This window comes from Streptomyces humi, assembly GCF_001005085.2.
Classification (GTDB): Bacteria; Actinomycetota; Actinomycetes; order Streptomycetales; family Streptomycetaceae; genus Streptomyces; species Streptomyces humi.
On sequence record NZ_LBMU02000039.1, the window covers coordinates 109,607 to 131,155 of the forward strand.

General features: G+C 73.3%; 18 protein-coding genes. 15 read left to right on the forward strand and 3 right to left on the reverse strand.

Features of this window, described 5'->3' with window-relative positions; translation table 11 throughout:
- The first annotated feature begins 150 nt into the window (after positions 1-150).
- The 6 genes from AAW13_RS18335 to AAW13_RS18360 all read left to right on the forward strand — a co-directional run bounded on the left by AAW13_RS18335 (position 151) and on the right by AAW13_RS18360 (position 6,832).
- On the forward strand, positions 151-1,314 hold the full coding sequence (locus tag AAW13_RS18335) for a sensor histidine kinase (RefSeq protein WP_046727312.1): 1,164 nt from the start codon (positions 151-153) through the stop codon (positions 1,312-1,314).
- Entirely contained in the window at positions 1,311-1,988 is a 678-nt protein-coding gene (locus AAW13_RS18340; protein WP_046727313.1) for a response regulator transcription factor, read from the forward strand. Before AAW13_RS18335 ends, AAW13_RS18340 begins: the two co-directional genes overlap by 4 nt.
- Before the next feature lie 244 nt (positions 1,989-2,232).
- Positions 2,233-2,694: a helix-turn-helix domain-containing protein gene (locus tag AAW13_RS18345; protein WP_046727314.1), complete on the forward strand. Its 462-nt coding sequence runs from the start codon at positions 2,233-2,235 to the stop codon at positions 2,692-2,694.
- A gap of 304 nt (positions 2,695-2,998) precedes the next feature.
- Positions 2,999-4,048, forward strand: a complete 1,050-nt coding sequence (locus tag AAW13_RS18350; RefSeq protein WP_046727315.1) for a helix-turn-helix domain-containing protein — start codon at positions 2,999-3,001, stop codon at positions 4,046-4,048.
- A gap of 325 nt (positions 4,049-4,373) precedes the next feature.
- Positions 4,374-5,363, forward strand: coding sequence for a malate dehydrogenase (locus AAW13_RS18355; protein WP_046727316.1), 990 nt, complete (start codon positions 4,374-4,376; stop codon positions 5,361-5,363).
- 626 nt (positions 5,364-5,989) lie between these two features.
- Positions 5,990-6,832 (forward strand): hypothetical protein, encoded by an 843-nt coding sequence (locus tag AAW13_RS18360; RefSeq protein ID WP_143145014.1) that lies wholly within the window; start codon positions 5,990-5,992, stop codon positions 6,830-6,832.
- Between the two features lie 3 nt (positions 6,833-6,835).
- Here AAW13_RS18360 and AAW13_RS18365 read toward each other — a convergent pair whose 3' ends face one another.
- Together AAW13_RS18365 and AAW13_RS18370 are read right to left on the reverse strand one after the other, a co-directional pair.
- Positions 6,836-7,522, reverse strand: a complete 687-nt coding sequence (locus tag AAW13_RS18365; RefSeq protein WP_046727318.1) for a siderophore-interacting protein — start codon at positions 7,520-7,522, stop codon at positions 6,836-6,838.
- Positions 7,523-7,560: 38 nt separating this feature from the next.
- Positions 7,561-8,964, reverse strand: a complete 1,404-nt coding sequence (locus AAW13_RS18370; RefSeq protein WP_071659595.1) for an MFS transporter — start codon at positions 8,962-8,964, stop codon at positions 7,561-7,563.
- Positions 8,965-9,065: 101 nt separating this feature from the next.
- Between AAW13_RS18370 and AAW13_RS18375 the strand changes: the two genes are divergently transcribed.
- From AAW13_RS18375 to AAW13_RS18385, 3 genes are all read left to right on the forward strand, one after another.
- Positions 9,066-10,046 (forward strand): LysR family transcriptional regulator, encoded by a 981-nt coding sequence (locus tag AAW13_RS18375; RefSeq protein ID WP_046727320.1) that lies wholly within the window; start codon positions 9,066-9,068, stop codon positions 10,044-10,046.
- A gap of 100 nt (positions 10,047-10,146) precedes the next feature.
- Positions 10,147-11,922 carry a hypothetical protein gene (locus AAW13_RS18380; RefSeq protein WP_046727321.1) on the forward strand — a complete coding sequence of 592 codons (1,776 nt, stop codon included), beginning with the start codon at positions 10,147-10,149 and terminating at the stop codon, positions 11,920-11,922.
- Positions 11,912-12,262 carry a hypothetical protein gene (locus AAW13_RS18385; RefSeq protein ID WP_046727322.1) on the forward strand — a complete coding sequence of 117 codons (351 nt, stop codon included), beginning with the start codon at positions 11,912-11,914 and terminating at the stop codon, positions 12,260-12,262. The genes AAW13_RS18380 and AAW13_RS18385 overlap by 11 nt, the downstream gene beginning before the upstream one ends.
- Before the next feature lie 357 nt (positions 12,263-12,619).
- On the opposite strand, the gene AAW13_RS18390 is transcribed toward AAW13_RS18385, so the two are convergent.
- Positions 12,620-12,817, reverse strand: coding sequence for a hypothetical protein (locus tag AAW13_RS18390; RefSeq protein ID WP_046727323.1), 198 nt, complete (start codon positions 12,815-12,817; stop codon positions 12,620-12,622).
- A gap of 259 nt (positions 12,818-13,076) precedes the next feature.
- Between AAW13_RS18390 and AAW13_RS18395 the strand changes: the two genes are divergently transcribed.
- From AAW13_RS18395 to AAW13_RS18420, 6 genes are all read left to right on the forward strand, one after another.
- The gene (locus AAW13_RS18395) at positions 13,077-13,760 is read left to right on the forward strand and encodes a hypothetical protein (protein ID WP_240528645.1); all 684 of its coding nucleotides are present in this window, start codon (positions 13,077-13,079) and stop codon (positions 13,758-13,760) included.
- A 369-nt stretch (positions 13,761-14,129) separates the two neighbouring features.
- Positions 14,130-14,849 (forward strand): DUF2637 domain-containing protein, encoded by a 720-nt coding sequence (locus tag AAW13_RS18400; RefSeq protein ID WP_079178857.1) that lies wholly within the window; start codon positions 14,130-14,132, stop codon positions 14,847-14,849.
- A 252-nt stretch (positions 14,850-15,101) separates the two neighbouring features.
- On the forward strand, positions 15,102-16,613 hold the full coding sequence (locus AAW13_RS18405; RefSeq protein WP_046727324.1) for an aldehyde dehydrogenase family protein: 1,512 nt from the start codon (positions 15,102-15,104) through the stop codon (positions 16,611-16,613).
- Positions 16,614-16,681: 68 nt separating this feature from the next.
- A complete protein-coding gene (locus tag AAW13_RS18410; protein ID WP_046727325.1) occupies positions 16,682-18,211 on the forward strand; it encodes a GMC family oxidoreductase in 1,530 nt (509 codons plus the stop codon).
- The gene (locus tag AAW13_RS18415; protein WP_046727326.1) at positions 18,211-19,614 is read left to right on the forward strand and encodes a glycine betaine/L-proline ABC transporter ATP-binding protein; all 1,404 of its coding nucleotides are present in this window, start codon (positions 18,211-18,213) and stop codon (positions 19,612-19,614) included. The genes AAW13_RS18410 and AAW13_RS18415 overlap by 1 nt, the downstream gene beginning before the upstream one ends.
- Entirely contained in the window at positions 19,614-21,548 is a 1,935-nt protein-coding gene (locus AAW13_RS18420) for an ABC transporter permease (protein ID WP_046727327.1), read from the forward strand. The genes AAW13_RS18415 and AAW13_RS18420 overlap by 1 nt, the downstream gene beginning before the upstream one ends.
- Position 21,549: the final 1 nt, after the last annotated feature.

Below are 21,549 nucleotides of genomic sequence, written 5' to 3' on the forward strand. Positions count from 1 at the left end.
CCCGGTGGGTGCGGGCCTGCTTCCCCCCGGGTTCGAAGGTAGGGATCCGGCGGGTCCGGCGAATCCCACGCCCGATTGAACCGTCTACAACTTCCGCGGTACGTCGGGTGATTGACTCGGCCGCTTCGAGCCCCGCGTTACGCTGCGCCGATGCGCCCGCGCACCCCGCCCCCGCTCGCCGTCGACACGCTGATCGCGTGCATGACGGTCGCGACGGCCGTGTCGCTGGGGCGCGAGTCGCCCGCGCAGGGCTGGCCGGCGCTGGACGCGCGGGCCTACACGCTGGTGGCCCTCGCGCATCTGCCCACCGCGCTGCGCGGACGGTGGCCGCTCCAGGTGTTCGCCGTCGTGCAGAGCGCGTCGATCGTCTACGTCAGCTTCGGCTACTGGCCCGTGGTGTGCAGCTTCGGCTCCATGCTGGCGCTGTACACGGTCGCGTCGGTGCGGCCGGTCCGGATCGCCGTCGGCTGCGCCGTGTGCATGGCGGGGACGTGGCTGTACGGCGGGCTCGTCAGCGCGCACTCCTCGATGCCCTCCGTCGTGCTCCAGGCACTGCTGTACTGCACGGTGCTGGTCTGGTTCGGGCACCTCGCCCAGCGCTCCGGTGAACTCTCCCGGCGACTGCGGGCCGAGCAGGCCGAGCGGGCGCGGCGCGCGGTGGCGGAGGAACGCGGGCGGATAGCACGGGAGTTGCACGACGTCGTCGCCCACCACATGTCGGTGATCTCGGTACAGGCCGGGCTGGCCAGGTTCGTCTTCGAGTCGGACCCTGGCAAGGCGCGGGGCGCCCTCGGCACCATCGCCGACACCAGCGGGGAGGCCCTGGAGGAGCTGCGGCGCATGCTCCAGGTGCTGCGCGAGGAGGACCCGCGGGCCGCCGAGCGGGCTCCGATGCCGACCCTGGAGCGGCTGGCCGACCTCGTCGAACGGGTGCGCGGCGGCGGGCTGTCCGTCGCGTACGCCGTCGAGGGCGAGCCCCGCCCGCTGCCGCCCGGCGTCGAACTGTGCGCCTACCGCGTCGTCCAGGAGGCGCTCACCAACGTCCTCAAACACGCCGGTCACGCCCAGGCGCGCGTGCTGCTGCGGTACGGGCCGCACGAACTGACCGTGTCCGTCCTCGACGACGGGGAGGGGGTGAATCCGGACAGAGTGCGAACGAGCGCAGGCCACGGCTTGATTGGCATGCGCGAGCGGGCCAAGCTCTACGGCGGGACGATCAGTGTCGGCCCACGCTCCGAGGGCGGCTTCGCGGTCGAGCTGACCCTGCCCACCTCGGCCGCACTCGCACGGCGGGGGGACGACCGTACCGGATGACCAGAGTGCTCGTGGTCGACGACCAGTTCCTCATCCGCGCGGGTCTGGTGGGGCTGCTGGAGGCGGCCCCCGGGTTCGAGGTGGCCGGCGAGGCCGGGGACGGCGCGGAGGCGGTGCGGCTGGCCGCCGAGACCCGGCCCGACGTCGTCCTCATGGACATCAGGATGCCGGGTCTGAACGGCATCGAGGCCACCGAGCGGATTCTCGCGCAGGCGACGGCACCCGCACCGCGCGTCCTCGTCCTCACCACCTTCGACCTCGACGAGTACGTGTACGGCGCCCTGCGGGCCGGCGCTTCGGGGTTCCTCCTCAAGGACTCCGGCCCGGAACGGCTGCTGGCCGCCGTCACCGCGGTGGAGGGCGGGGACGCCCTGTTCGCACCCAGCGTCACCCGGCGCCTGGTCGAGGCGTTCGCCCGGCAGCGCGGCCCCGACCCGGGCACCGGTCCGCCGCCCGACCTGGAGGTGCTGACCACCCGCGAGGTCGAGGTCCTCGAACTCACCGCGCGCGGCCTGTCCAACCTGGAGATCGCCGACCGTCTCTACATCAGCGAGGCGACCGTGAAGACCCACCTGAACCGGACCATGACCAAACTCGACCTGGGCAGCCGGGCGCAGGCGGTGGTGGTGGCGTACGAGACGGGACTGGTGAAGCCCGGCCGTCGGGGAGGCTGAGGTCGTGGGCGGCCCGTCCCCTCCCCCGAGCAGGACGGACCGCCGTCGGGATCCAGCCTTCCCACCGCGGGGCGGCTGTTCAACGCCGGTCCGCCGGCTGTGGCACAGAGGTGACGGTTCCGGTACGGGCCGTTACGGGCCGTCCGCACCACGACAACCTGCGGGAACCGTCGGGGCGCCGCACGTCGTCACCCGCTCTGAACCGGCAACGAACTGGCAACGAGGCAAGCCGTGGAGGTGCGTGATGGGCGGCTGGCAGCCGCTGCCCCAGGGGCTCCCGCCGGAGGTGCGGCACTTCGTCGAGCAACTGCGGCTCCTCAAGGACGACACCGGGCTCAGCCTGGTGGCGCTGGGCGCCCGGACCGCTTACAGCAAGTCCTCCTGGCAGCGCTACCTCAACGCCGTGCAGCCGCCGCCGCGGCAGGCCGTGGTCGCGCTGTGCCGGGTCGCGGGCCTGGCCGGCGCGGACGCCGAACGGCACGCCGTGCGCTGGGAACTGGCCGTCCAGGCCTGGCCGCGCCCGGCGACCGCCCCGGACCGCCCGCCGGGCACCGAGGAGTACGAGGACGACCCGACGCTCCCCTGGTGGGACCGGCCGGAGCCGGAACCGGCCCCGCGCCCGCACGGGCGGCTGCTGCTCTACGCGATCCTGCTGCTGCTCGTGCTGCTCCTCGGGGCGGTCGTCGCGGTCGTGGTTCTCGGGTGAACCGGGACCGCTGTGACCTGGGAGGTCACGACGGGATGACCGGTGTGTCGATGTGTTGACAAACGGGCGGGCGGATCACCGTGCCACCGCGCGACCCGGCTAACGTGTCCAACCGGGGTGGTCCGAGGGGCCGTTGAACCGTACGCGGGTCGGTGCTTCGGTGCGCCCCCCTGCCCGGGGACCGGGTTCCGGGGCCGCCGCGGTCCGGTGGGTAGGCAGAACCGGGGGACGACCGGGGCGAAGAGGACCGGGGTACGACCGGGGCGAAGAGGACCGGGGTACGACCGGGGGAAGAGGGGGAGCAATGCCTCGTTGGAAGGCCCTGCCGGATGAACTCGATCCGCAGGTGAAGGAGTTCACGACCCAGCTGCGGCGGCTCGTGGACCGCGGCGGACTGAGCGTCGCGGCACTGTCCGACCGTACGGGCTACAGCAGGACGTCCTGGGAGCGGTACCTGGGCGGCCGGCTGCTGGCGCCCAAGGGCGCGATCGTCGCGCTCGCCGAGGTCACCGGCACCGATCCCGTCCACCTCACCACCATGTGGGAACTGGCCGAGCGGGCCTGGAGCCGTTCGGAGATGCGCCACGACATGACCATGGAGGCGATCCGGATCTCCCGGGCGCGGGCCGCGCTGGGCGAGTTCGGGGCGCCGCCGGCCACCTCCGCGACCGGCGCCGGGGGCAAGCCGCCGCGGCGGGCGGCCGCCTCCGTCGCGACACCGGGGATCGCCGGACCCGCGGGGGTCTCGCCCACCATCCCGCCCCAGCCGGCCGCCCCCGACGCAGACCGGCGGGACCGCGGGGGAGCGGGCGGCCGGGGGCCGGCCGTACCCCGGGAGCCGATGCCTCCGGGAGGTGACAGACGCCGGCGGCTGACGATGTTCCTCGCGGGAGTCGTCGGGGTTGCCGTGATCGTCGCCGGCGTCCTCTTCCTCACCGGCGACGGCGACCACGGGAAGAGGAACCAGGGCACGGGGACCTCCGCCACCCCGTCGGCGACCGCCGGCACCGGCCTGCCGGCCGGGGTGAAGTGCGCGGGCGCGGGCTGCACCGGCAAGGACGCGGAGGCCATGGGGTGCAGCGGTGACCTCGTGACCACCGCGAAGACCGCCGCGGTCGGCGCGGTCACCCTGGAGGTCCGCTACAGCAGGACCTGCGGCGCCGCCTGGGGCCGTATCACCGGCGCCGCCCGGGGCGACTCGGTCCGGGTCACCGCCGGAACGGTCACGGAACGCGGCGACATCACGGCCACCGGCGACACCATCGCGTACACGCCGATGGTGGCGGTGAAGGACGCGGCGGCGGCGAAGGCCTGCGCGACGCTGGCGTCCGGGCCGGCCGGCTGCACGTCGTAGAAAACCCGGGGGCTCCGGGAATGCCGCGCCGATTCCCGGGCACGCGAACCGTAACCCCCACGGGAGTCCGGTCGACGGCACCCCCGAGCGGCGGCCGGCCTGTCCCACCCTCTCCCGGACAGGCGGCCGCCTCTTTTCGTGGCGGCGGCACCTCCCGGGGTGTGTGTGGGGTGAGCCACACCGACCCCTCCACGCCCGGCATCCGTGATGCGCGATAGCCTGACCGGTGGATCTCTTGATACCAAGAGATCGATCATTTGTACGTCCGCACCCCAGGGCACCCAGGGCAAGGACGCCCACCGCCAGCTGTCATACGGAGAACGCCATGACCCGCACTCCCGTGAACGTCACCGTCACCGGCGCGGCCGGCCAGATCGGTTACGCCCTGCTCTTCCGCATCGCCTCGGGCCAGCTGCTCGGCGCGGACGTGCCGGTCCGGCTCCGCCTCCTGGAGATCACCCCGGCGCTCAAGGCCGCCGAGGGCACCGCCATGGAGCTCGACGACTGCGCCTTCCCGCTGCTCCAGGGCATCGACATCTCCGACGACCCGAACGTCGCGTTCGACGGCGCCAACGTCGCCCTCCTGGTCGGCGCCCGCCCCCGCACCAAGGGCATGGAGCGCGGTGACCTCCTGGAGGCCAACGGCGGCATCTTCAAGCCGCAGGGCAAGGCCATCAACGACCACGCCGCGGACGACATCAAGGTCCTGGTCGTCGGCAACCCGGCCAACACCAACGCGCTGATCGCGCAGGCCGCCGCCCCGGACGTACCGGCCGAGCGCTTCACCGCGATGACCCGCCTCGACCACAACCGCGCGCTGACCCAGCTCGCGAAGAAGACGGGCTCGACGGTCGCCGACATCAAGCGCCTGACCATCTGGGGCAACCACTCCGCCACCCAGTACCCCGACATCTTCCACGCCACGGTGGCCGGCAAGAACGCCGCCGAGGTCGTCAACGACGAGAAGTGGCTGGCCGAGGAGTTCATCCCGACCGTCGCCAAGCGCGGCGCGGCCATCATCGAGGCCCGTGGCGCGTCCTCGGCCGCCTCCGCCGCCAACGCCGCGATCGACCACGTCCACACCTGGGTCAACGGCACCGCCGACGGCGACTGGGCCTCCATGGGCATCCCGTCCGACGGCTCCTACGGCGTCCCGGAGGGCCTGATCTCCTCCTTCCCCGTCACCACCAAGGACGGCAAGTACGAGATCGTCCAGGGCCTGGAGATCAGCGACTTCTCCCGCGCCCGCATCGACGCCTCGGTGCAGGAGCTGGCGGAGGAGCGCGAGGCGGTCCGCGCCCTCGGCCTCATCTGAGCCGACCCGCGGCCCACGGGCCCCGATCCGGTTTCGTCCGGATCGGGGCCCGTTCCCGTTTTCGCCGCTACCGTCGAAAGCGGTACTCGGCGCTGTGAATCGGGGGGTTCGCGATGGTCCGCTGGAACAAGGAGCACGACGGGAGAGACCGGCAGGGGGACCCGGGGCGCGACGGAACCGGCCGGGACGGCGGGGACGGCGGGGACGGCCAGGATGGGCCGACCGGTCCGGCCGCACCCGACCCGCAGGACCGGTGGCGGTCACCGGAGGAGCCGGGGCGGTCGGCCGGGCCGCTGTCCCTGGAGAAGCCGCGAGGAGCGGAGGGACCGGAGGTGCCGGGGTGGCCGCCGGTGGCTCCGCCCGCCGGAGCGCCCGCGCCGCCGGCCGGGTTCAGAGCATCACCGCCCGCGCTGCCCGACGGGTTCAGGGCATCACCGCCCGGCCCGCCGGACACGTTCCCGGCTTCGCCGCCCGCGCCGCCAGCCGGGTTCAGGGCATCACCGCCCGCGCTGCCCGACGGGTTCAGGGCATCGCCGCCCGGCCCGCCGGACACGTTCCCGGCTTCGCCGCCCGCGCCGCCGGACAGGTTCAGGGCATCACCGCCCGCGCTGCCCGACGGGTTTCCGGTGCCGGCGTCGGGGCTGCCGGATCTGCCCACCCTGGCGGCACTGCCCGCCACGTCCCCGCTGTCCCCGGACCGGGGTGACGGCTACACTCCGCCGCCCTGGTCGGATACCTCGCGGCTGCCCGCCACGCCGCCGCCCACCGGATCCGCCCGGGGCGGGCGCTCCCGCCAAGTGGCCCTCGCCGTCCTCGTGTTCGTGGTCGTCGCCGGGCTGTCCGGGCTCGGCGTCTGGTACTTCGGCCGGGACAGCGGCACCGGCGGCACCGGCGGCGCCGCGGCACCGAGCGCCGGTGACAGCGTGAAGTCGTCGGCGCCCGGGTCCCGTCCGCCCACGACCGCCGGCCCCACTCCCAGCACCACCCCCACGCCCGGACAGACCCCGGCCGTCCCCTCCGGGTACCGCGTCGTGCACGACCCCGTCGGCTACACCCTCGACGTTCCCGAGGGGTGGACCCGGCGCCAGGTGCAGGGCGAGAAGGCGCCGGTCGTGTACTACGACTCCCCGTCCGACGGAAGGCAGTTGCAGATCTTCGCCCTCTCCGAGGACACCCCGGCCGAATCGCTCGACCTCGCCGAGAACGACCCCGGCTACGGGTACGCGAAGCAGCCGGGCTACCGGGCCGGGCAGCGCACCTCCGGAGCCACCTGGGCCGAGCTGTCGTACCGCTACGACGACGCGGACAAGGGGCCCAGGCAGGTCGTCGACCACCGTTTCCAGGCCGCCGACGGCACGCTGTACGCCGTCCGCTCCAGCGGTCCCGAGAGCCTCGCCGCCGCACGGGTCCGAGGTCCGCTCACCGCGGCCGTCGACTCCTTCTGCCCCACCGGCGCCCCGTGTTCCTGAGCGTCACTCCATCCCCTTCTTCCCCGGCGTCCAGAACGGCTTGGTGAGCACGGCCCGCCGGTCCCACCCCACCTCCTGGACCAGCACCTTCCGCACCGCCTGCACGGTCCGCGCCTCCCCGGCCACGTACGCCACCCCACCGGGCGCGGGAGCGAGCCGCCGTACCGCGTCCGGCAGCGCCGTCCCGCCCCGGAGCGTCCAGTCGAGGCGGTCGCCGTGGGCCACGGGCAGACGGTCCGCGGCGGTCGCGGTCTCCACGCAGCCGGAGACCTCGGCGTCCGCCGGCAGCGCCGCGAGCATCGCGCCGAAGGCCACCGAGGCCGTCTCGTCGCCGACGAAGACGTGGTGGGCGGCCTCGGGGCGGAGCGTGAACGTGCCCTCGGGGCGGCGCAGCCGGACCTGCTCGCCCGGTCCGACGGTGCGCCCCCAGTGGGCCCCCGGACCGCCCTCGGGGTGGTCAAGCACGCACAACTCGACGACGCCGGAGGGGTCGTGGCGCCACACGGAGTACGTCCGCAGGGTCAGCCCGCCCACCAGGACCCGGACCTGCTGCCCCGGGCGGACGTCCAGTCCGGCGAGCTGGTCGCCGTCGATGCGCAGACGGCGCATCCGCGGCGTGAGCTGCTCGGTCTCCGTGACGGTGCCGCGCAGGGTCAGCAGATCGAGGACGGGGTTCAGCAGAGTGGGCATGGGGGCTCCTGGACCGGCCGTGTCGTGAAGGGAGTTGCTCAGGCACCGGACGAACGCGACAGTACGCGTTTCCGGCCGGACGCGATACTGCGTGTCGGGGTCCGGCCGCCGTATCCGGCCACCACGACCGCGGTCGCCGCGAGCACCAGCAGCGCGACCGTGCGCAGCGCCGGGCCCATGCCCGTCGCGAGGCCGGAGTGGGCGGACAGCACCGTGCCGGTGACCGCGACCCCGAGGGCCGCGCCGGTCTCCCGGGCGGTGGTGGCGAGACCGGAGCCGAGGCCCGCCTGGTGCGGCGGGAGCGAGGTGACGACACCGAGGGTCAGGGCCGGCATGGACAGCCCGGTGCCGGCCGAGATGACCAGCAGCCAGCAGGCGTACACCCCGTACGGCGTGGCCGCGCCGACGGTGGACGCGCCGAGCAGGCCGAGGCCGATCAGGGCGAGCCCGGCGCCGACGACCGCGCGCGGCCGGCCGGCCCAGCGGGCGGCGACCCTCGGGACCAGCGCCATGCCGATCGTCAACGGCATGATCGCGACCCCGGTGACGGCCGCGTCGTAGCCCTTGACGCCTTGCAGGTACTGGGAGTTGAGGAAGAACAGGGAGAACAGTCCGAAGAAGCCGGTGGCCGTGCCGAGGGTCGCGGAGCGCAGCCGGGCGGACCGGAACACCCGGGGGTCGAAGAGGGGCTTCGGCGAGCGCAGCGCGTGGGCCGTGAAACCGCCGGCCAGCACGCCGCCCGCCGTGAACGCGCCGAGGATGGCGGCGGAGGTCCAGCCGTACGTCGGGCCCTCGATGATGCCGAACAGCACCGCCACCAGTCCCGTGGTCAGGAGCAGGGTGCCGAGCGGGTCCAGGTTGCTGTGCGCGGAGCGCTCGGTGCGCGGGGTGGTGACGGCGACCGCGAGGGCGAGGAGGGCGGCGAGCGGCACCATCGCCGCGAACAGGGCCCGCCAGGACAGGAACTGGCCGATCAGCCCGCCGCCCATGTTGCCGGCCGCGCCGCCCAGGCCGATCGCCAGGGTCCAGGAGGCCAGCGCGCGGGCCCGGTGCTCCGGTGCGGCCAGGTGCATCAGGAGCGACAGGGTGGCCGGGGTGATCAGGGCCGCCCCGGCACCGGACAGGCCGCGGCCCGCGATCAGCACGGCGGGGTCGGGCGCGAGCGCGCTGGTGGCGGCACCCGCCGCGAACAGCGTGAGACCCGCGAGCAGGGCGCCCTTGCGGCCGTACCGGTCACCGGCCGCGCCGGCGGGGACCAGCAGACCGGCGAAGGCGATGACGTACGCGTCGACGGTCCACAGGATCTCGCTGTGCGACGGGTGCAGGGACGACGCGGCCAGTTCGGGGATGAGCAGGTTGATGGCGGCGACCATGCTCTGCGCGACCAGCACGCAGGCGCACAGGACGAGCAGGACAGGTCGTTTCAGGGCGTGCGGGGGCACGGCTCCTCCCGGGGAGCTGATGGGTGGTGTGGGATGCCCTGTCACCGTAGGCTCGGCACTGACCTGCTTTCCAGTGCAACTTGTGCAAGGGATGACTGCGTATGACGCAATCCGCGGCCGAACCGGCGGCGGGCGGCCCCCCGGGGCCCGGCGGCCTCGACCTGAACCTGCTGGTCGCCCTGGACGTGCTCCTCGAGGAGCAGAGCGTGCAGGGCGCCGCCCGGCGGCTGCACCTGTCCGAGCCCGCGATGAGCCGCACCCTCGGCCGGGTCCGCAAGGCCCTCGGCGATCCGGTGCTGGTGCGCGCCGGGCGCCGGATGGTGCCCACCCCGCACGCGCTGGCCGTACGAGCCGAGGTGAGCGCGGTGGTGGAGCGGGCGCGGGCGCTGTTCGCGCCGGGCCGGGACACCGACCTGCGGACCGTCTCCCGCACCCTCACGATCATCGGCCACGACGTGATCGCCGGCGCCCTCGGCCCGGCCCTGTTCGCCCGGGCCGCCGCGGAGGCTCCGGGCATCCGCATCCGCTTCCTCGCCGAGAGCCACGTCGACGCGCCGGTCCTGCGGCACGGCACCGCCGACCTGGAGGTCGGGGCGATCGACACGGCCCTGCCCGAGGTGCACGTGGAGCGGCTGTACGAGGACCGGATGCTCGGTGTCGTACGGGCCGGGCACCCGCTCCTCGACGGCGAACCGACCCCCGAGCGGTACGCGACCGTGGCCGGCCACCTGAACGTCTCGCGGCGCGGCAGGCTGCACGGCCCGGTGGACGCGGCACTGGCCGAACTCGGCCTGGAGCGCCGGGTGGTGGGCACCGTCGGCACCTTCCCGGCCTCGCTCTTCGTGGTCCGTGACTCCGACCTGATCGGCCTGATCAGCTCCTGGAGCGTGCCGCTGGCCGACGCGCTCGGCCTGGTCACCTTCGAGGTGCCGCTGCCGCTGCCGCCGATGGCCGTCGGGCTGGCCTGGCACCCCCGTCACGACGCCGACCCGGCGCACGCCTGGCTGCGGCGCCGCGTACGGGAGCTGATGGCGGCGGGGCGGGCCGCACAGGACCGCCGGCCGACTTCTGACCAGCGGTGACTTCGGTGAATTCCGTATCGCGGGTCACGGTCGTCCCCCTATGCTGATGGCCTGTCAACTCGCCGTCTGACAACGCACACCACACGCATCGGGGGATCGCGTGAGCACTGCTTACGTGCCACAGCAGCCGCAACAGCCGCAACAGCCACAGCCGTCGGGTTCCGCCGGGGCGCCGCCCGCACTGCCGCCCACGCCTCCGTACGCCAGCGAGGCCACCCGGCTGCTGTGCGCGGGGACCTATCTGGACTCCGGCTACCGGGACCGGGTCATCGAGGAACTCCAGCTCAACGAGCAGCGGATCGCGGCCCCCTCGCTCGGCTTCGACGCGGCCCGCGTCCTCGCCCACGCGCTGCGCGCCCGCCGTCAGGAACTGCTCTGGGCCGCCGCGATACTCGGGCTGTGGGCGGTCGGGCTGCCGCTCAGCGGCTGGCTGCTCGCGTTCTTCCTGCTGCCCAGCATCGCGCTCGCCGTGGCCCCCTGGATCGACGGGTTCACCGTGGTGCCCCCGCTGTACCGCCTGATCGCGGCCTTCCTGGTGCGCTGGTGGGGCCGCGTGTTCTTCACGATCGCCCTGGTGCTGACCCTGGTCATCGCCTTCGGCGGCGGCTCGGACGCGGGCTCGTCCTCCGGTTCGTACAACTCGTACGACTCGTACGACAGTTATTCCGGCTCGTCGCCCGGCTGGGGCGACCTGCTCGTCCCTGGCCTCAGTGACATCGGCGGCCTGGCGAAACCCTGGCACGCCTGGCTGGCGCTCGCCGCGCTGGCCGGCATCGCCCTGTGCGAGCACGCCCAGCGCACCCGGTTCACCCGGGTCCTGGCCGCCGAGCTCTCCCCGCAGCGCTTCCCGGACGCGGCCAACGACCCCGCCGAGAAGGCGGAGAACCCGCGCTTCCAGCGGCTCAAGCAGCGCATCCGCGTCGAACAGGACGCGCCGCTGATCATCTACAACGAGGCCGACCCGTTCTGCGGGGCCGGGGCCGCCTACAGCACCTGGGTGCTCGCCGTCGAACTCCGGCGCGACGAACTGAAGAAGGAGCAGCAGCCGATCGGCAACCGGGCGATCCTGGAGCGGATCCGCCCGCTGCTCGAACAGCTGCGCATCCCCGCGGAGTACGCCGGGCACGGCGTCCGCGACCGGCTGCGCCAGCTGGAGATCGACGAGTGCGTGTTCCTGCCCGCCGAGGGGCTGCCCAGCCGGGACCAGGCGCCGTACACCGCGCAGGCCTTCGAGGAGCACCGGGCGCGGGCCGTCGAGGAGGGCGGCGAGAAGCGCCGGCACTTCCTGCGCATCCGCGTCGGCGGCTGGGAGGAGGAACTCGTCGTCACGGTGTTCGTGCGCCTCCACACCCAGGGCCGGATGCTCGTGCTGGAGGTCGCCCCGCACGTCCTGACGCCAATCCGCGCGGACTTCAAGGACGCCGACCGCACCGCCCACCGGTTCCGGAACAACAACTGGCTCGGCAAGTCCGCCGCAGCGGCGGTCCGGGTCCCCGGCTCCGTGGGCCGTTCCCTCGCGCAGCTGGCCCGGGGCGTGGTGTACGTGTGGCGGCTGCTGACCGGCGGCCACGCGGGCGCGCTGCCCGAAGGGCCGGCGCTGTCCGTGCGCGAACTGGGTGCGGTGGAGGTCGGCTCCCACTTCCAGGAGATGGACGTGGTCCGCTACCTGCGCAGCATCCAGGACCGGGTGGCGCACGGGGTACGGGCCGCGCTCGCCGAAGCCGGGTACGAGACCGGCGAGTTCGTCCAGAAGATCGTCAATGTCAGCAACGACGTGAGCATCGGCCGCGTCGAGAACTCCACGTTCGCGGTCGGCAGCCACGCCACCGCGTCCGGCGCCGCGCAGCAGAAGGGGGCCGACAGCAATGGCCAGTGAAGAGCCGCGGGTCACCATGGGGAACGTGTCCGGGAGCACGTTCGCCATCGGCAGCCACGCACACGCCGAGAGCCACCACCACGGGGCCGGCGGCTCCGGGACCGACGAGGAACTCCTCGCCGCCGTACGGGACCTGCGCGCCGACCTGGCGCGGGTGCGGGGCACGGAGCAGACGGCCGTGCTGGGCACGGCGCTCGCCGAGACGGAGGACGAGATCACCAGCACGGGGCAGGCGGGGCCGACCCGCCGGGAGCGTCTGCGGGAGCTGCTCGCCGACTCCCAGGCGCTGCTGAGCGTGCTGGCCTCGGCGGGCGCCCTGGCCGGCCTGCTGGGGATGTGAGAGGGCGACGATGAGCAACGGGGGCACGGGCCACTGGAACGAGGCCACACAGCGCTGGGAGGACGACGACACGGTCCACCCCACCGCCACCCCGCCCACCCCACCACCGACCCCGGCGCACCGGCCCCCGGCGACATCGGCCGCCCCGGCCGAGTGGTGGACGGGCCCGAGGGACACCTGGGCGACCACGGCAGTACAGCCCCCGCCCCCGCCGCGACGACCGGAAACAGCACCGACCCAGCCGCCGGAAACAGCACCGACCCAGCCGCCGGGAACGGCACCGACCCAGCCGCCGGAAACAGCACCGACCCAGCCGCCGGAGTCGGGACTGGGGCACCCGTCGGAGCCGGGCCCCGCTCAGCCCCCGACAGCCGGCCCACCCCGGCCCCTGATACCGGACCCGGTCCAGCCGGGCCCGGTCCAGCCGGGCCCGGTCCAGGCGAGCCCGACCCAGCCGGGCCCGGTCCAGTTGGCGAAGGCGTGGCCGCCCCTGCCGCCGGCGTCGGTGGAACCGCCGCGGTCGTCGGGGGAGGAGCCCCGGGAGGCGGCCACCATCCCGCAGCATGGGACGACCGACCCCGCACCTCCGTCGGGGCCACCGGCGACCGGCCGGCCGTCCGTGGCCGACGGATCAGTTCTGCCGGTCCCCGCCCACGGGAACTCCCTGCCGCCCGCTGTCGGCCCCTCCGGTCAGGGATCGGCCCCGCCGTTCTCCGAGGACGGGTCCGGGTGGCGGCATGCGGCGCCCATACCTCCTCGGCCGCCCGCCGTGGGTGCGGGTGGGCGGGGGCCCGGTCGGCGGGTGGTGTGGTCCGTGGTCGTCGGGGCCGCCGTCGTGGGTGTGACCGTGAGCCTGGTGGCGACCCTGGTGGTCGGCAGGGGCGACGGTGACAAGCCCGCCGCGGCCGCCGCCTCCGGCAGCCCGAAACGTTCCGCCCCTCCGACGCCGTCGCCGTCGCCGTCGCCGACCTCCGCGTCCCCCACGGAGTCCGCCTCCGCGCCCCCGTCGGGGTACCGGCTGCGGCAGGACACCGAGGGCTTCCGGATCGCCGTCCCCGACGGCTGGACGCGGTCCAGCGTCGCCTCCTCGTACGGCTTCGCCGTGGTCAGCTACCGCAGCCCCGACCGTGAACACCGACTCCAGGTCTACCAGGTCGCCGAGAGCACCCCGGCCGCCTCCTTCGAGCTCTACCTCTCCGACCAGACCCCCAAGCCGGACGGTTTCCAGGAACTCGGCCTGACCACCCTCGACGACGGGGAATTCACCGGCTCCCGCCTGGAGTACCTGGCCGGCACCATCAAGGGGGAGCCGGACGTCGGCACCTGGCACGTCGTCGACGAGCGGTTCTTCGGCCAGGACGGCCGGGTCTACGCCGTCGCCTCGTACGGCCCGGACTCCGACGGCCGTGACGACGAACTGACCTATCTGACGACCGCGGTCGACTGGTTCTGCCCGCCGGACACGGTCTGTGACGCCCACCCCTTCGACACGGACTGACCCGGTCACATCGTCGTTCATTTCATTCTGCGTATTCACGGAATGTAACCGCCCGCATATTCACAATTTATTCGGTCGGGCGGCCGCAGGTATTTCAATAGGTTCTCTTCCGGGTGACGTGAATCCCCCGAACGCCCCAAATCCCGTCCCGCGCGCCGGTCGTTAGGTGACCGTGACGCGATTGGACTGGCGCATCGCCGAAGATCACCCGACGACCGTACTCCGCTGGCCCGGAAGTATGGATATCACCTCATGCTCGGACCTGCTCGATGATTTCCTGAAGAGAATCAATGCTATGGAAACTGAATATCGACGGTCCTTGGCGGATCTGTACGGGGCGGCCTGAAGCAGCGTGTGGAGGTTTATCCGATGGACGGGATTCAGCATGACACCGGCCTCTATGACAACACGGGTCTCTACGACCACCCCGGCCTGTACGACCACAGCGGTCTCTATGAGCACGCCGGTCTCTACGACCACTCCTGGGGCGCGCCGGAACCCGACGTCGCGCCGAACGACTGGGATCCGGTCGAGGAGCTGGCCCAGATGCTGTCCGCACCGGCCGGGGTGAGTGCGGCCACCACCCTGCTGGACGTGCCGGCCCCGCGCAGGTCCAGCCGCCGCCGGGTCCGTCAGGACTCCCACCTGCTGGACGGCGGCCGCCGCGTCACCCACATCACGCTGCTGATCATCGCGGTCTCGGTGTGCGCGGTCTGCATGCTGGCGTGGTCGGTCTGCTACTCCTACGGACAGCTGCGCGGCATCGCCTCCTCGGTACTGCCCGTGCGGCTCGCGCTCTACTGGCCGCTGACGGTGTACGGGCCGTGGTTCGTGGCGGCGCTCTCCGTGCTCCGGGCCACCGCCCAGCGGCGCAGCGCGCGCCGGTCCTGGTGCGTGGTGCTGGCGGCCTCTCTCATGGCGGTGGCGCTGTGTGTCAGCCACTCGTCGCACGCGCTGTTGTCGTTAGTGATTTTCGGGATCCCGCCCGTCACCGCGCTGGTGTGCTTCTGGGAACTCGTCGGTCAGATCTCGACCAAGACCCGCCCCCGGCACGCCTCGCACGGCGAGCCGTCCGGCGCCAAGCCCTGACGCCGGCCCCGAACGCCGACCTCGAACGCCACCCGAACGCCGCCCGAACGCCGCCCGAACGTCGTCCGCGCCCTTTCCGGGCGCCTGGTCCATGCTTTTTGCCCCGCTTTGCCCGAATGTTCAGTGATGCAGCGCACTTTCGGCCACCGATTGCGCATGCAATCCGAGTCCGAGGGCAGGCGGTGACGGTCCCCGAGTGTGACCTCAGGGTCACACAGGGGTACTGACCAGGAACGGAAGGCAATACCGATCATGGCGGACCGAACCGCACGAGCGACCATCCAGGTCGGAGGCGAGTGGCTGGAAGCCGCCTCCGGCGCGACACGCGAGATCATCGACCCCGCGGACGGCCTGCCCTTCGCCGTGGTCGCCGAGGGCGACGAGAAGGACGCGGAGTCGGCGGTGGCCGCCGCCCGCCGTGCCTTCGACACCGGCGACTGGCCCCGCACCCCCGTCGCCGAGCGCGCCGCCCTGCTCCGCCGGGTGGCCGACCTGCTCGTCCGCGACCGCGAGGAACTCGGCCTGCTGGAGAGCCGGGACGCCGGCAAGACCGTCGAGGAGGGCCGCGTCGACATCGACTGCGTCGCCGACGCCTTCCGTTACTTCGCCGACCTGGTGGCGGCGGAGGGCGCGGGCCGCGTGGTGGACGCCGGCTCGCCCGACGTCCACAGCGTCGTCGTGCACGAGCCGGTCGGCGTCTGCGCCCTGATCACCCCCTGGAACTACCCGCTGCTCCAGGCGAGTTGGAAGATCGCTCCGGCGCTCGCGGCCGGCAACACGTTCGTGGTCAAGCCGAGCGAGATCACCCCGCTGACCACCGTCGCCCTGATCGGCCTGCTGGCCGAGGCCGGGCTGCCCGACGGCGTGGCGAACCTCGTCACGGGACCCGGGCACAGCGTGGGCGCCCGCCTCGCCGGGCACCCCGACGTCGACCTGGTCTCCTTCACCGGCGGCCTGGTCAGCGGAGTCAGGGTCGCCGAGGCCGCCGCGCCCACCGTCAAGAAGGTCGCGCTCGAACTCGGCGGCAAGAACCCCAACGTCGTCTTCGCCGACGCCTGCGCCACGGACGAGGGCTTCGACACCGCCGTCGACCAGGCCCTGAACGCCGCGTTCATCCACAGCGGCCAGGTCTGCTCGGCCGGCGCCCGGCTGATCGTCGAGGAACCCCTGAGGGAACGTTTCGTCGCCGAACTGGCCCGACGGGCGGCGAAGATCCGCCTCGGCCGGGGTACCGCGGACGGCGTCGAGTGCGGCCCGCTCGTCTCCGAGCAGCAGCGCGCCAAGGTCGAGGCGTACGTGGCGTCCGCGCTCGCGGAGGGCGCGGTGCTGCGCTCCGGCGGCAAGCGCCCCGAGCCGTCCCCGGACCGGCCCGCCACCGGCTACTTCTACGAGCCGACCGTCCTCGACCAGTGCCATCGCGAGATGAAGGTGGTGCGTGAGGAGGTCTTCGGACCGGTCCTCACCGTCGAGACCTTCCGCACCGAGGACGAGGCGGTCGCCCTCGCCAACGACACCGAGTACGGCCTCGCGGGCGCCGTCTGGAGCACGGACGCCGGAAAGGCCCGCCGGGTCGCGGGCCGGCTGCGCCACGGCACCGTCTGGATCAACGACTTCCACCCCTACCTCCCGCAGGCGGAGTGGGGCGGCTTCGGAAAGAGCGGCACCGGCCGCGAACTGGGCCCCGCCGGTCTCGCCGAGTACCGCGAGACCAAGCACGTCTACCAGAACCTCGCGCCGCGGCCGGTGCGCTGGTTCGCCGGCTGAACGCCCACAACGCCCGGCCGGCGAACCCCCTGCGACCCGTTCTCCCACCCCCCAGGAGTAACCACCCCATGGCCGATCACACCCAGGAATTCGACTACGTCGTGATAGGCGGCGGAACCGCGGGTTCCGTCATCGCCTCCCGGCTCACCGAGAACCCCGACGTCACCGTCGCCGTGATCGAGGGCGGCCCCAGTGACGTCGGCCGCGACGACGTCCTCACCCTGCGCCGCTGGATGGGCCTGCTCGGCGGCGAACTGGACTACGACTACCCGACCACCGAGCAGCCGCGGGGCAACTCCCACATCCGGCACAGCCGCGCCCGCGTCCTCGGCGGCTGCTCCTCGCACAACACGCTGATCGCCTTCAAGCCGCTGCCCTCCGACTGGGACGAGTGGGAGGCGGCCGGGGCCAAGGGCTGGGGCGCCGTCCCGATGGAGGCCTACTACGCCCGCCTCCTCAACAACATCGTCCCGGTCGACGAGAAGGACCGGAACGCCATCGCCCGCGACTTCGTCGACGCGGCGCAGGCCGCCCTGGGCGTCCCGCGCGTCGAGGGCTTCAACCGCAAGCCGTTCACCGAGGGCGCCGGCTTCTTCGACCTCGCCTACCACCCCGAGGACAACAAGCGGTCCAGCGCCTCGGTCGCCTACCTGCACCCCGTCATGGACGAGCGCCCCAACCTCCGAATCTTCCTGGAGACCTGGGCCTACCGGCTGGAACTGGACGGCACCCGCGCCGACGGCGTCCGCGTGCGCACCAAGGACGGCGAGGAACTGCTGGTACGGGCCCGCGAGGAGGTCGTCCTGTGCGCCGGCGCCGTCGACTCCCCGCGCCTGCTCCTGCACTCGGGCATCGGCCGCCGGGCGGACCTGGAGGCGCTCGGCATCCCGGTCGCGCTGGACCTCCCGGGCGTCGGCGAGAACCTCCTCGACCACCCCGAGTCGGTGATCGTCTGGGAGACCGAAGGGCCGATCCCGGAGAACTCCGCGATGGACTCCGACGCCGGCCTGTTCGTCCGCCGCGACCCCGAACACCCCGGACCGGACCTGATGTTCCACTTCTACCAGGTCCCGTTCACGGACAACCCGGAGCGACTGGGCTACGAACGCCCCGCGCACGGCGTCTCGATGACCCCGAACATCCCCAAGCCGCACAGTCGTGGCCGGCTCTACCTGACCAGCGCCGACCCGTCCGTGAAGCCCGCGCTGGACTTCCGCTACTTCACCGACGAGGACGACTACGACGGCCGCACGCTCGTCGACGGCATCCGGATCGCCCGCGAGATCGCGCGGACCGAACCGCTGGCCGGCTGGCTCAAGCGCGAGGTCTGCCCCGGGCCCGGGATCGTCGGCGACGCCGAACTGAGCGAGTACGCCCGCAAGGTCGCGCACACCGTGTACCACCCGGCGGGCACCTGCCGGATGGGCGCGACCGACGACGAACTGGCCGTCGTCGACCCTGAGTTGCGCGTCCGCGGACTGGACGGCCTCCGGATCGCCGACGCCTCCGTCTTCCCGACCATGCCGGCCGTGAACCCGATGATCGGAGTGCTGATGGTCGGTGAGCGGGCCGTGGACCTGCTGAAAGGCGGTGCGTGATGAGTAGCACGACCTCGACCTCGACTTCGACCTCGACCTCGACTTCGACCTCGACCTCGACTTCGACCTCGACCTCGACTTCGACCTCGACCTCGACCCGGACCGGGACTCCCGTCTTCTCCGTCGACGGCCTGTGGAAGGTGTTCGGCCCCAAGGCCGACCGCGTTCCCGGGGACCCTGAACTGACCGGGCTGCCGCCCGCCGAACTCCGCTCCCGCACCGGCTGTACGGCCGCCGTCCGCGATGTCTCCTTCGACGTGCGCAAGGGCGAGGTCTTCGTGGTGATGGGGCTGTCGGGCTCGGGCAAGTCGACCCTGGTGCGCTGCCTGACCCGGCTCATCGAGCCGACCGCCGGCACGATCGCCATCGACGGCGAGGACGTCCGGGCGATGGACCGGGGCCGGCTGCGTGAACTGCGCAGGCACCGGGCCGCGATGGTCTTCCAGCACTTCGGTCTCCTTCCGCACCGGTCCGTCCTCGACAACGTGGCGTACGGCCTGGAGATCCAGGGCGTCGGCAGGGCCGAGCGGCGGGAGCGGGCCGCGGAGGTCGTCGCCAAGGTCGGCCTGGAGGGCATGGAGCAGCGCCGGCCCGGCCAGCTGTCCGGCGGACAGCGCCAACGCGTCGGTCTGGCGCGGGCGTTGGCCGTCGACCCGGAGGTCCTCCTCTTCGACGAGCCGTTCAGCGCGCTGGACCCGCTGATCCGGCGGGACATGCAGGAGGAGGTCGTGCGCCTGCACCGCGAGGAGGGCCGCACGATGGTCTTCATCACCCATGACCTGTCGGAGGCGCTGAAGCTCGGCGACCGCATCGCCCTGATGCGCGACGGGCGGGTGGTCCAGCTGGGCACCCCGGAGGAGATCGTCGGCTCCCCGGCCGACGACTACGTCCGCGAGTTCGTCCGGGACGTGCCGCGCGAGCAGGTGATGACGGTGCGGCGTGCGATGCGGGCCGCGGGGGCGGGGGAGACCGAGGAGGGGCCGGTGGTCAGCCCGGCCGCGACGGTCGCCGAGGCCATCGACGTGGTGGCGGGGGCCGGCGTCCCGGCACGGGTCGTCGAGGACGACCGGTGCGTCGGGATCGTGGACGCGGACGCGCTGCTCGGCGTCGTGGCGAAGTCGGACACGGCCGGTGCTTCGTCCGCGGCCGAGCGGGGGCCGATCGCGCAGTTCCCCGCGCCCCCGGGTGGGGACGAGCACCGCCCACCGGAGAGCGCCCCGGCGTCAACGGCCCAGCCCCCCACCCCCGCGGACGACCGCCCGGGTTCCGTGCCCTCTCCTGCGGATGCCGGACCAGTCGCGGGCAGTCGTGTCGCCGGGGCGGCGCTGGAGGGCGCGGCGGCATCCCGCGAGCGTGGGCCAGTGGAACCCCCCGCCCCTCGCACCAGTCCGGAGGGTGTCTGATGGCAACGATCAGTGTCCCGAGCCCCCGTCGCCTGACCCTCCCCGCCAGCCAGGCCGTCCGCAAGCTGCTCGTCCTGGCCGTGGTCGCCGTCGTCCTCGTGCCCCTCGCCAACGCCCGCTGGGCGTCCGCCGCCTGGCCGCACGGCCTCACCGTCGATCTCTCCAAGCCGCTGGCCTCCGCCAGCGACTGGGTCATCGACAACCGTGACACCCACCCCCTCTTCCTCTACTTCTTCGGCTACATCAGCGACGCCGTCGTCCTGACCGTCCGCGCCGTCTACCTCACCCTCCTCGCCGCCGGCTGGCCCGGCGTCACCGTGCTCGCCGCCGCGGTCGCACACCGCGTCGCGGGTGCCCGGCTCGCCGCCGGCACGGCCGTCGCGTTCCTGGCCTGCGGTGCCCTCGGCATGTGGGTGCCGACGATGCAGACCCTCGCGCTGATGGTCGTGGCCGTGCTGGCGTCCGTCGCCGTGGGCCTCGTCCTCGGCCTCGGCGGCGGCCTCTCCGGCCGGCTGCACCGCGCTCTGCGTCCCGTCCTGGACACCATGCAGGTGCTGCCCGCCTTCGCGTACCTCCTCCCCGTCGTCCTGGTCTTCGGCATCGGCGTCCCGGCGGCCGTCCTCGCCACCGTCGTCTACGCCGCCCCGCCGATGGCCCGGCTCACCGCCCTCGGCCTGCGCGGCGCCGACCCCGAGGTCCTGGAGGCCGTGGAGTCGCTGGGCGCCACCCCCCGCCAACGGCTGCTGACCGCCCGGATCCCGCTGGCCCGCAAGGAACTCCTGCTCGGCCTCAACCAGACGATCATGATGGCGCTGTCGATGGCGGTCATCGCCTCCGTCATCGGCGCCGGCGGCCTCGGTGACCGGGTCTACCAGGCGCTCGCCTCCGTCGACGTGGGCGCGGCGCTCGCGGCCGGCATCCCGATCGTCCTGCTGGCGGTCGTCCTGGACCGCATCACCGCCGCGGCGGGAGAGCGCGGAGACAGCCGTAGGCCTGCCGCCGGTCTGGCCTACGCCCTCGGCGCGACCCTCGCCGTCGCGCTCGCCGCCCGGCTCCTCGGGCGCCTGGACTGGCCCGCCTCCTGGACCCTGAACTTCGCCGAACCCGTCAACCGCGCCGTCGACTGGATGACCGCCCACCTGTACTCGGGCGTCCCGGTGATCGGCGGCACCGCAGACTGGGCGGGGCACTTCACCACCTGGGTGCTGGACCCGCTCCGCGACGGGCTCCAGTGGCTGCCCTGGTGGTCGGTGCTGCTGATCGTCGGCGCCCTGGCATGGCTGATCGGCACCTGGCGCACCGCGCTCACCGCCGTCCTCGCGATGGCCGCGATCGGTGTCCTGGGGGTGTGGGAGCCGTCGCTCGACACCCTCTCGCAGGTGCTGGCGGCCGTCGCCGTCACCCTCGTGCTCGGCTTCGCGACCGGTGTCGCCGCCGCCCGCAGCGACCGCGTGGAACGCGCCCTGCGTCCGGTGCTGGACGTCTTCCAGACGATGCCGCAGTTCGTGTACCTGATCCCGGTGGTCGCCCTGTTCGGGGTGGGCCGCGCCCCGGCCGTCGCCGCCGCCGTCGTCTACGCGCTGCCGGCCGTCGTACGGATCACCGCGCAGGGGCTGCGCCAGGTGGACCCGGCCGCCCTGGAGTCCGCGCGGTCGCTCGGCGCGACCGGGCGCCAGCAGCTGACGCAGGTCCAGCTGCCGCTCGCCCGCCCCGCGTTGCTGCTCGCCGTGAACCAGGGCGTGGTGCTGGTCCTCGCCGTCGTCATCATCGGCGGACTGGTGGGCGGCGGTGCCCTCGGTTACGACGTCGCCTTCGGCCTCGCCCAGGGCGACCTGGCGACCGGTCTGGTGGCCGGCGCCGCCATCGTCTGCCTGGGGCTGATGCTCGACCGGGTCACCCAGCCCACGGAACGCCGTGCCGGGAAGGGAGCGTGAC

Excerpts from the sequence above, each read along its gene's own strand:
- AAW13_RS18420 (WP_046727327.1), top strand. The coding sequence starts at position 19,614 with ATGGCAACGATCAGTGTCCCGAGCCCCCGTCGCCTGACCCTCCCCGCC.
- AAW13_RS18390 (WP_046727323.1), bottom strand. The coding sequence starts at position 12,817 with ATGGTGGCCGCCTCCCGGGGCTCCTCCCCCGACGACCGCGGCGGTTCC.
- AAW13_RS18365 (WP_046727318.1), bottom strand. The coding sequence starts at position 7,522 with ATGCCCACTCTGCTGAACCCCGTCCTCGATCTGCTGACCCTGCGCGGC.
- AAW13_RS18355 (WP_046727316.1), top strand. The coding sequence starts at position 4,374 with ATGACCCGCACTCCCGTGAACGTCACCGTCACCGGCGCGGCCGGCCAG.
- AAW13_RS18375 (WP_046727320.1), top strand. The coding sequence starts at position 9,066 with ATGACGCAATCCGCGGCCGAACCGGCGGCGGGCGGCCCCCCGGGGCCC.
- AAW13_RS18345 (WP_046727314.1), top strand. The coding sequence starts at position 2,233 with ATGGGCGGCTGGCAGCCGCTGCCCCAGGGGCTCCCGCCGGAGGTGCGG.
- AAW13_RS18350 (WP_046727315.1), top strand. The coding sequence starts at position 2,999 with ATGCCTCGTTGGAAGGCCCTGCCGGATGAACTCGATCCGCAGGTGAAG.
- AAW13_RS18335 (WP_046727312.1), top strand. The coding sequence starts at position 151 with ATGCGCCCGCGCACCCCGCCCCCGCTCGCCGTCGACACGCTGATCGCG.
- AAW13_RS18405 (WP_046727324.1), top strand. The coding sequence starts at position 15,102 with ATGGCGGACCGAACCGCACGAGCGACCATCCAGGTCGGAGGCGAGTGG.
- AAW13_RS18415 (WP_046727326.1), top strand. The coding sequence starts at position 18,211 with ATGAGTAGCACGACCTCGACCTCGACTTCGACCTCGACCTCGACTTCG.
- AAW13_RS18340 (WP_046727313.1), top strand. The coding sequence starts at position 1,311 with ATGACCAGAGTGCTCGTGGTCGACGACCAGTTCCTCATCCGCGCGGGT.
- AAW13_RS18385 (WP_046727322.1), top strand. The coding sequence starts at position 11,912 with ATGGCCAGTGAAGAGCCGCGGGTCACCATGGGGAACGTGTCCGGGAGC.
- AAW13_RS18400 (WP_079178857.1), top strand. The coding sequence starts at position 14,130 with ATGGACGGGATTCAGCATGACACCGGCCTCTATGACAACACGGGTCTC.
- AAW13_RS18410 (WP_046727325.1), top strand. The coding sequence starts at position 16,682 with ATGGCCGATCACACCCAGGAATTCGACTACGTCGTGATAGGCGGCGGA.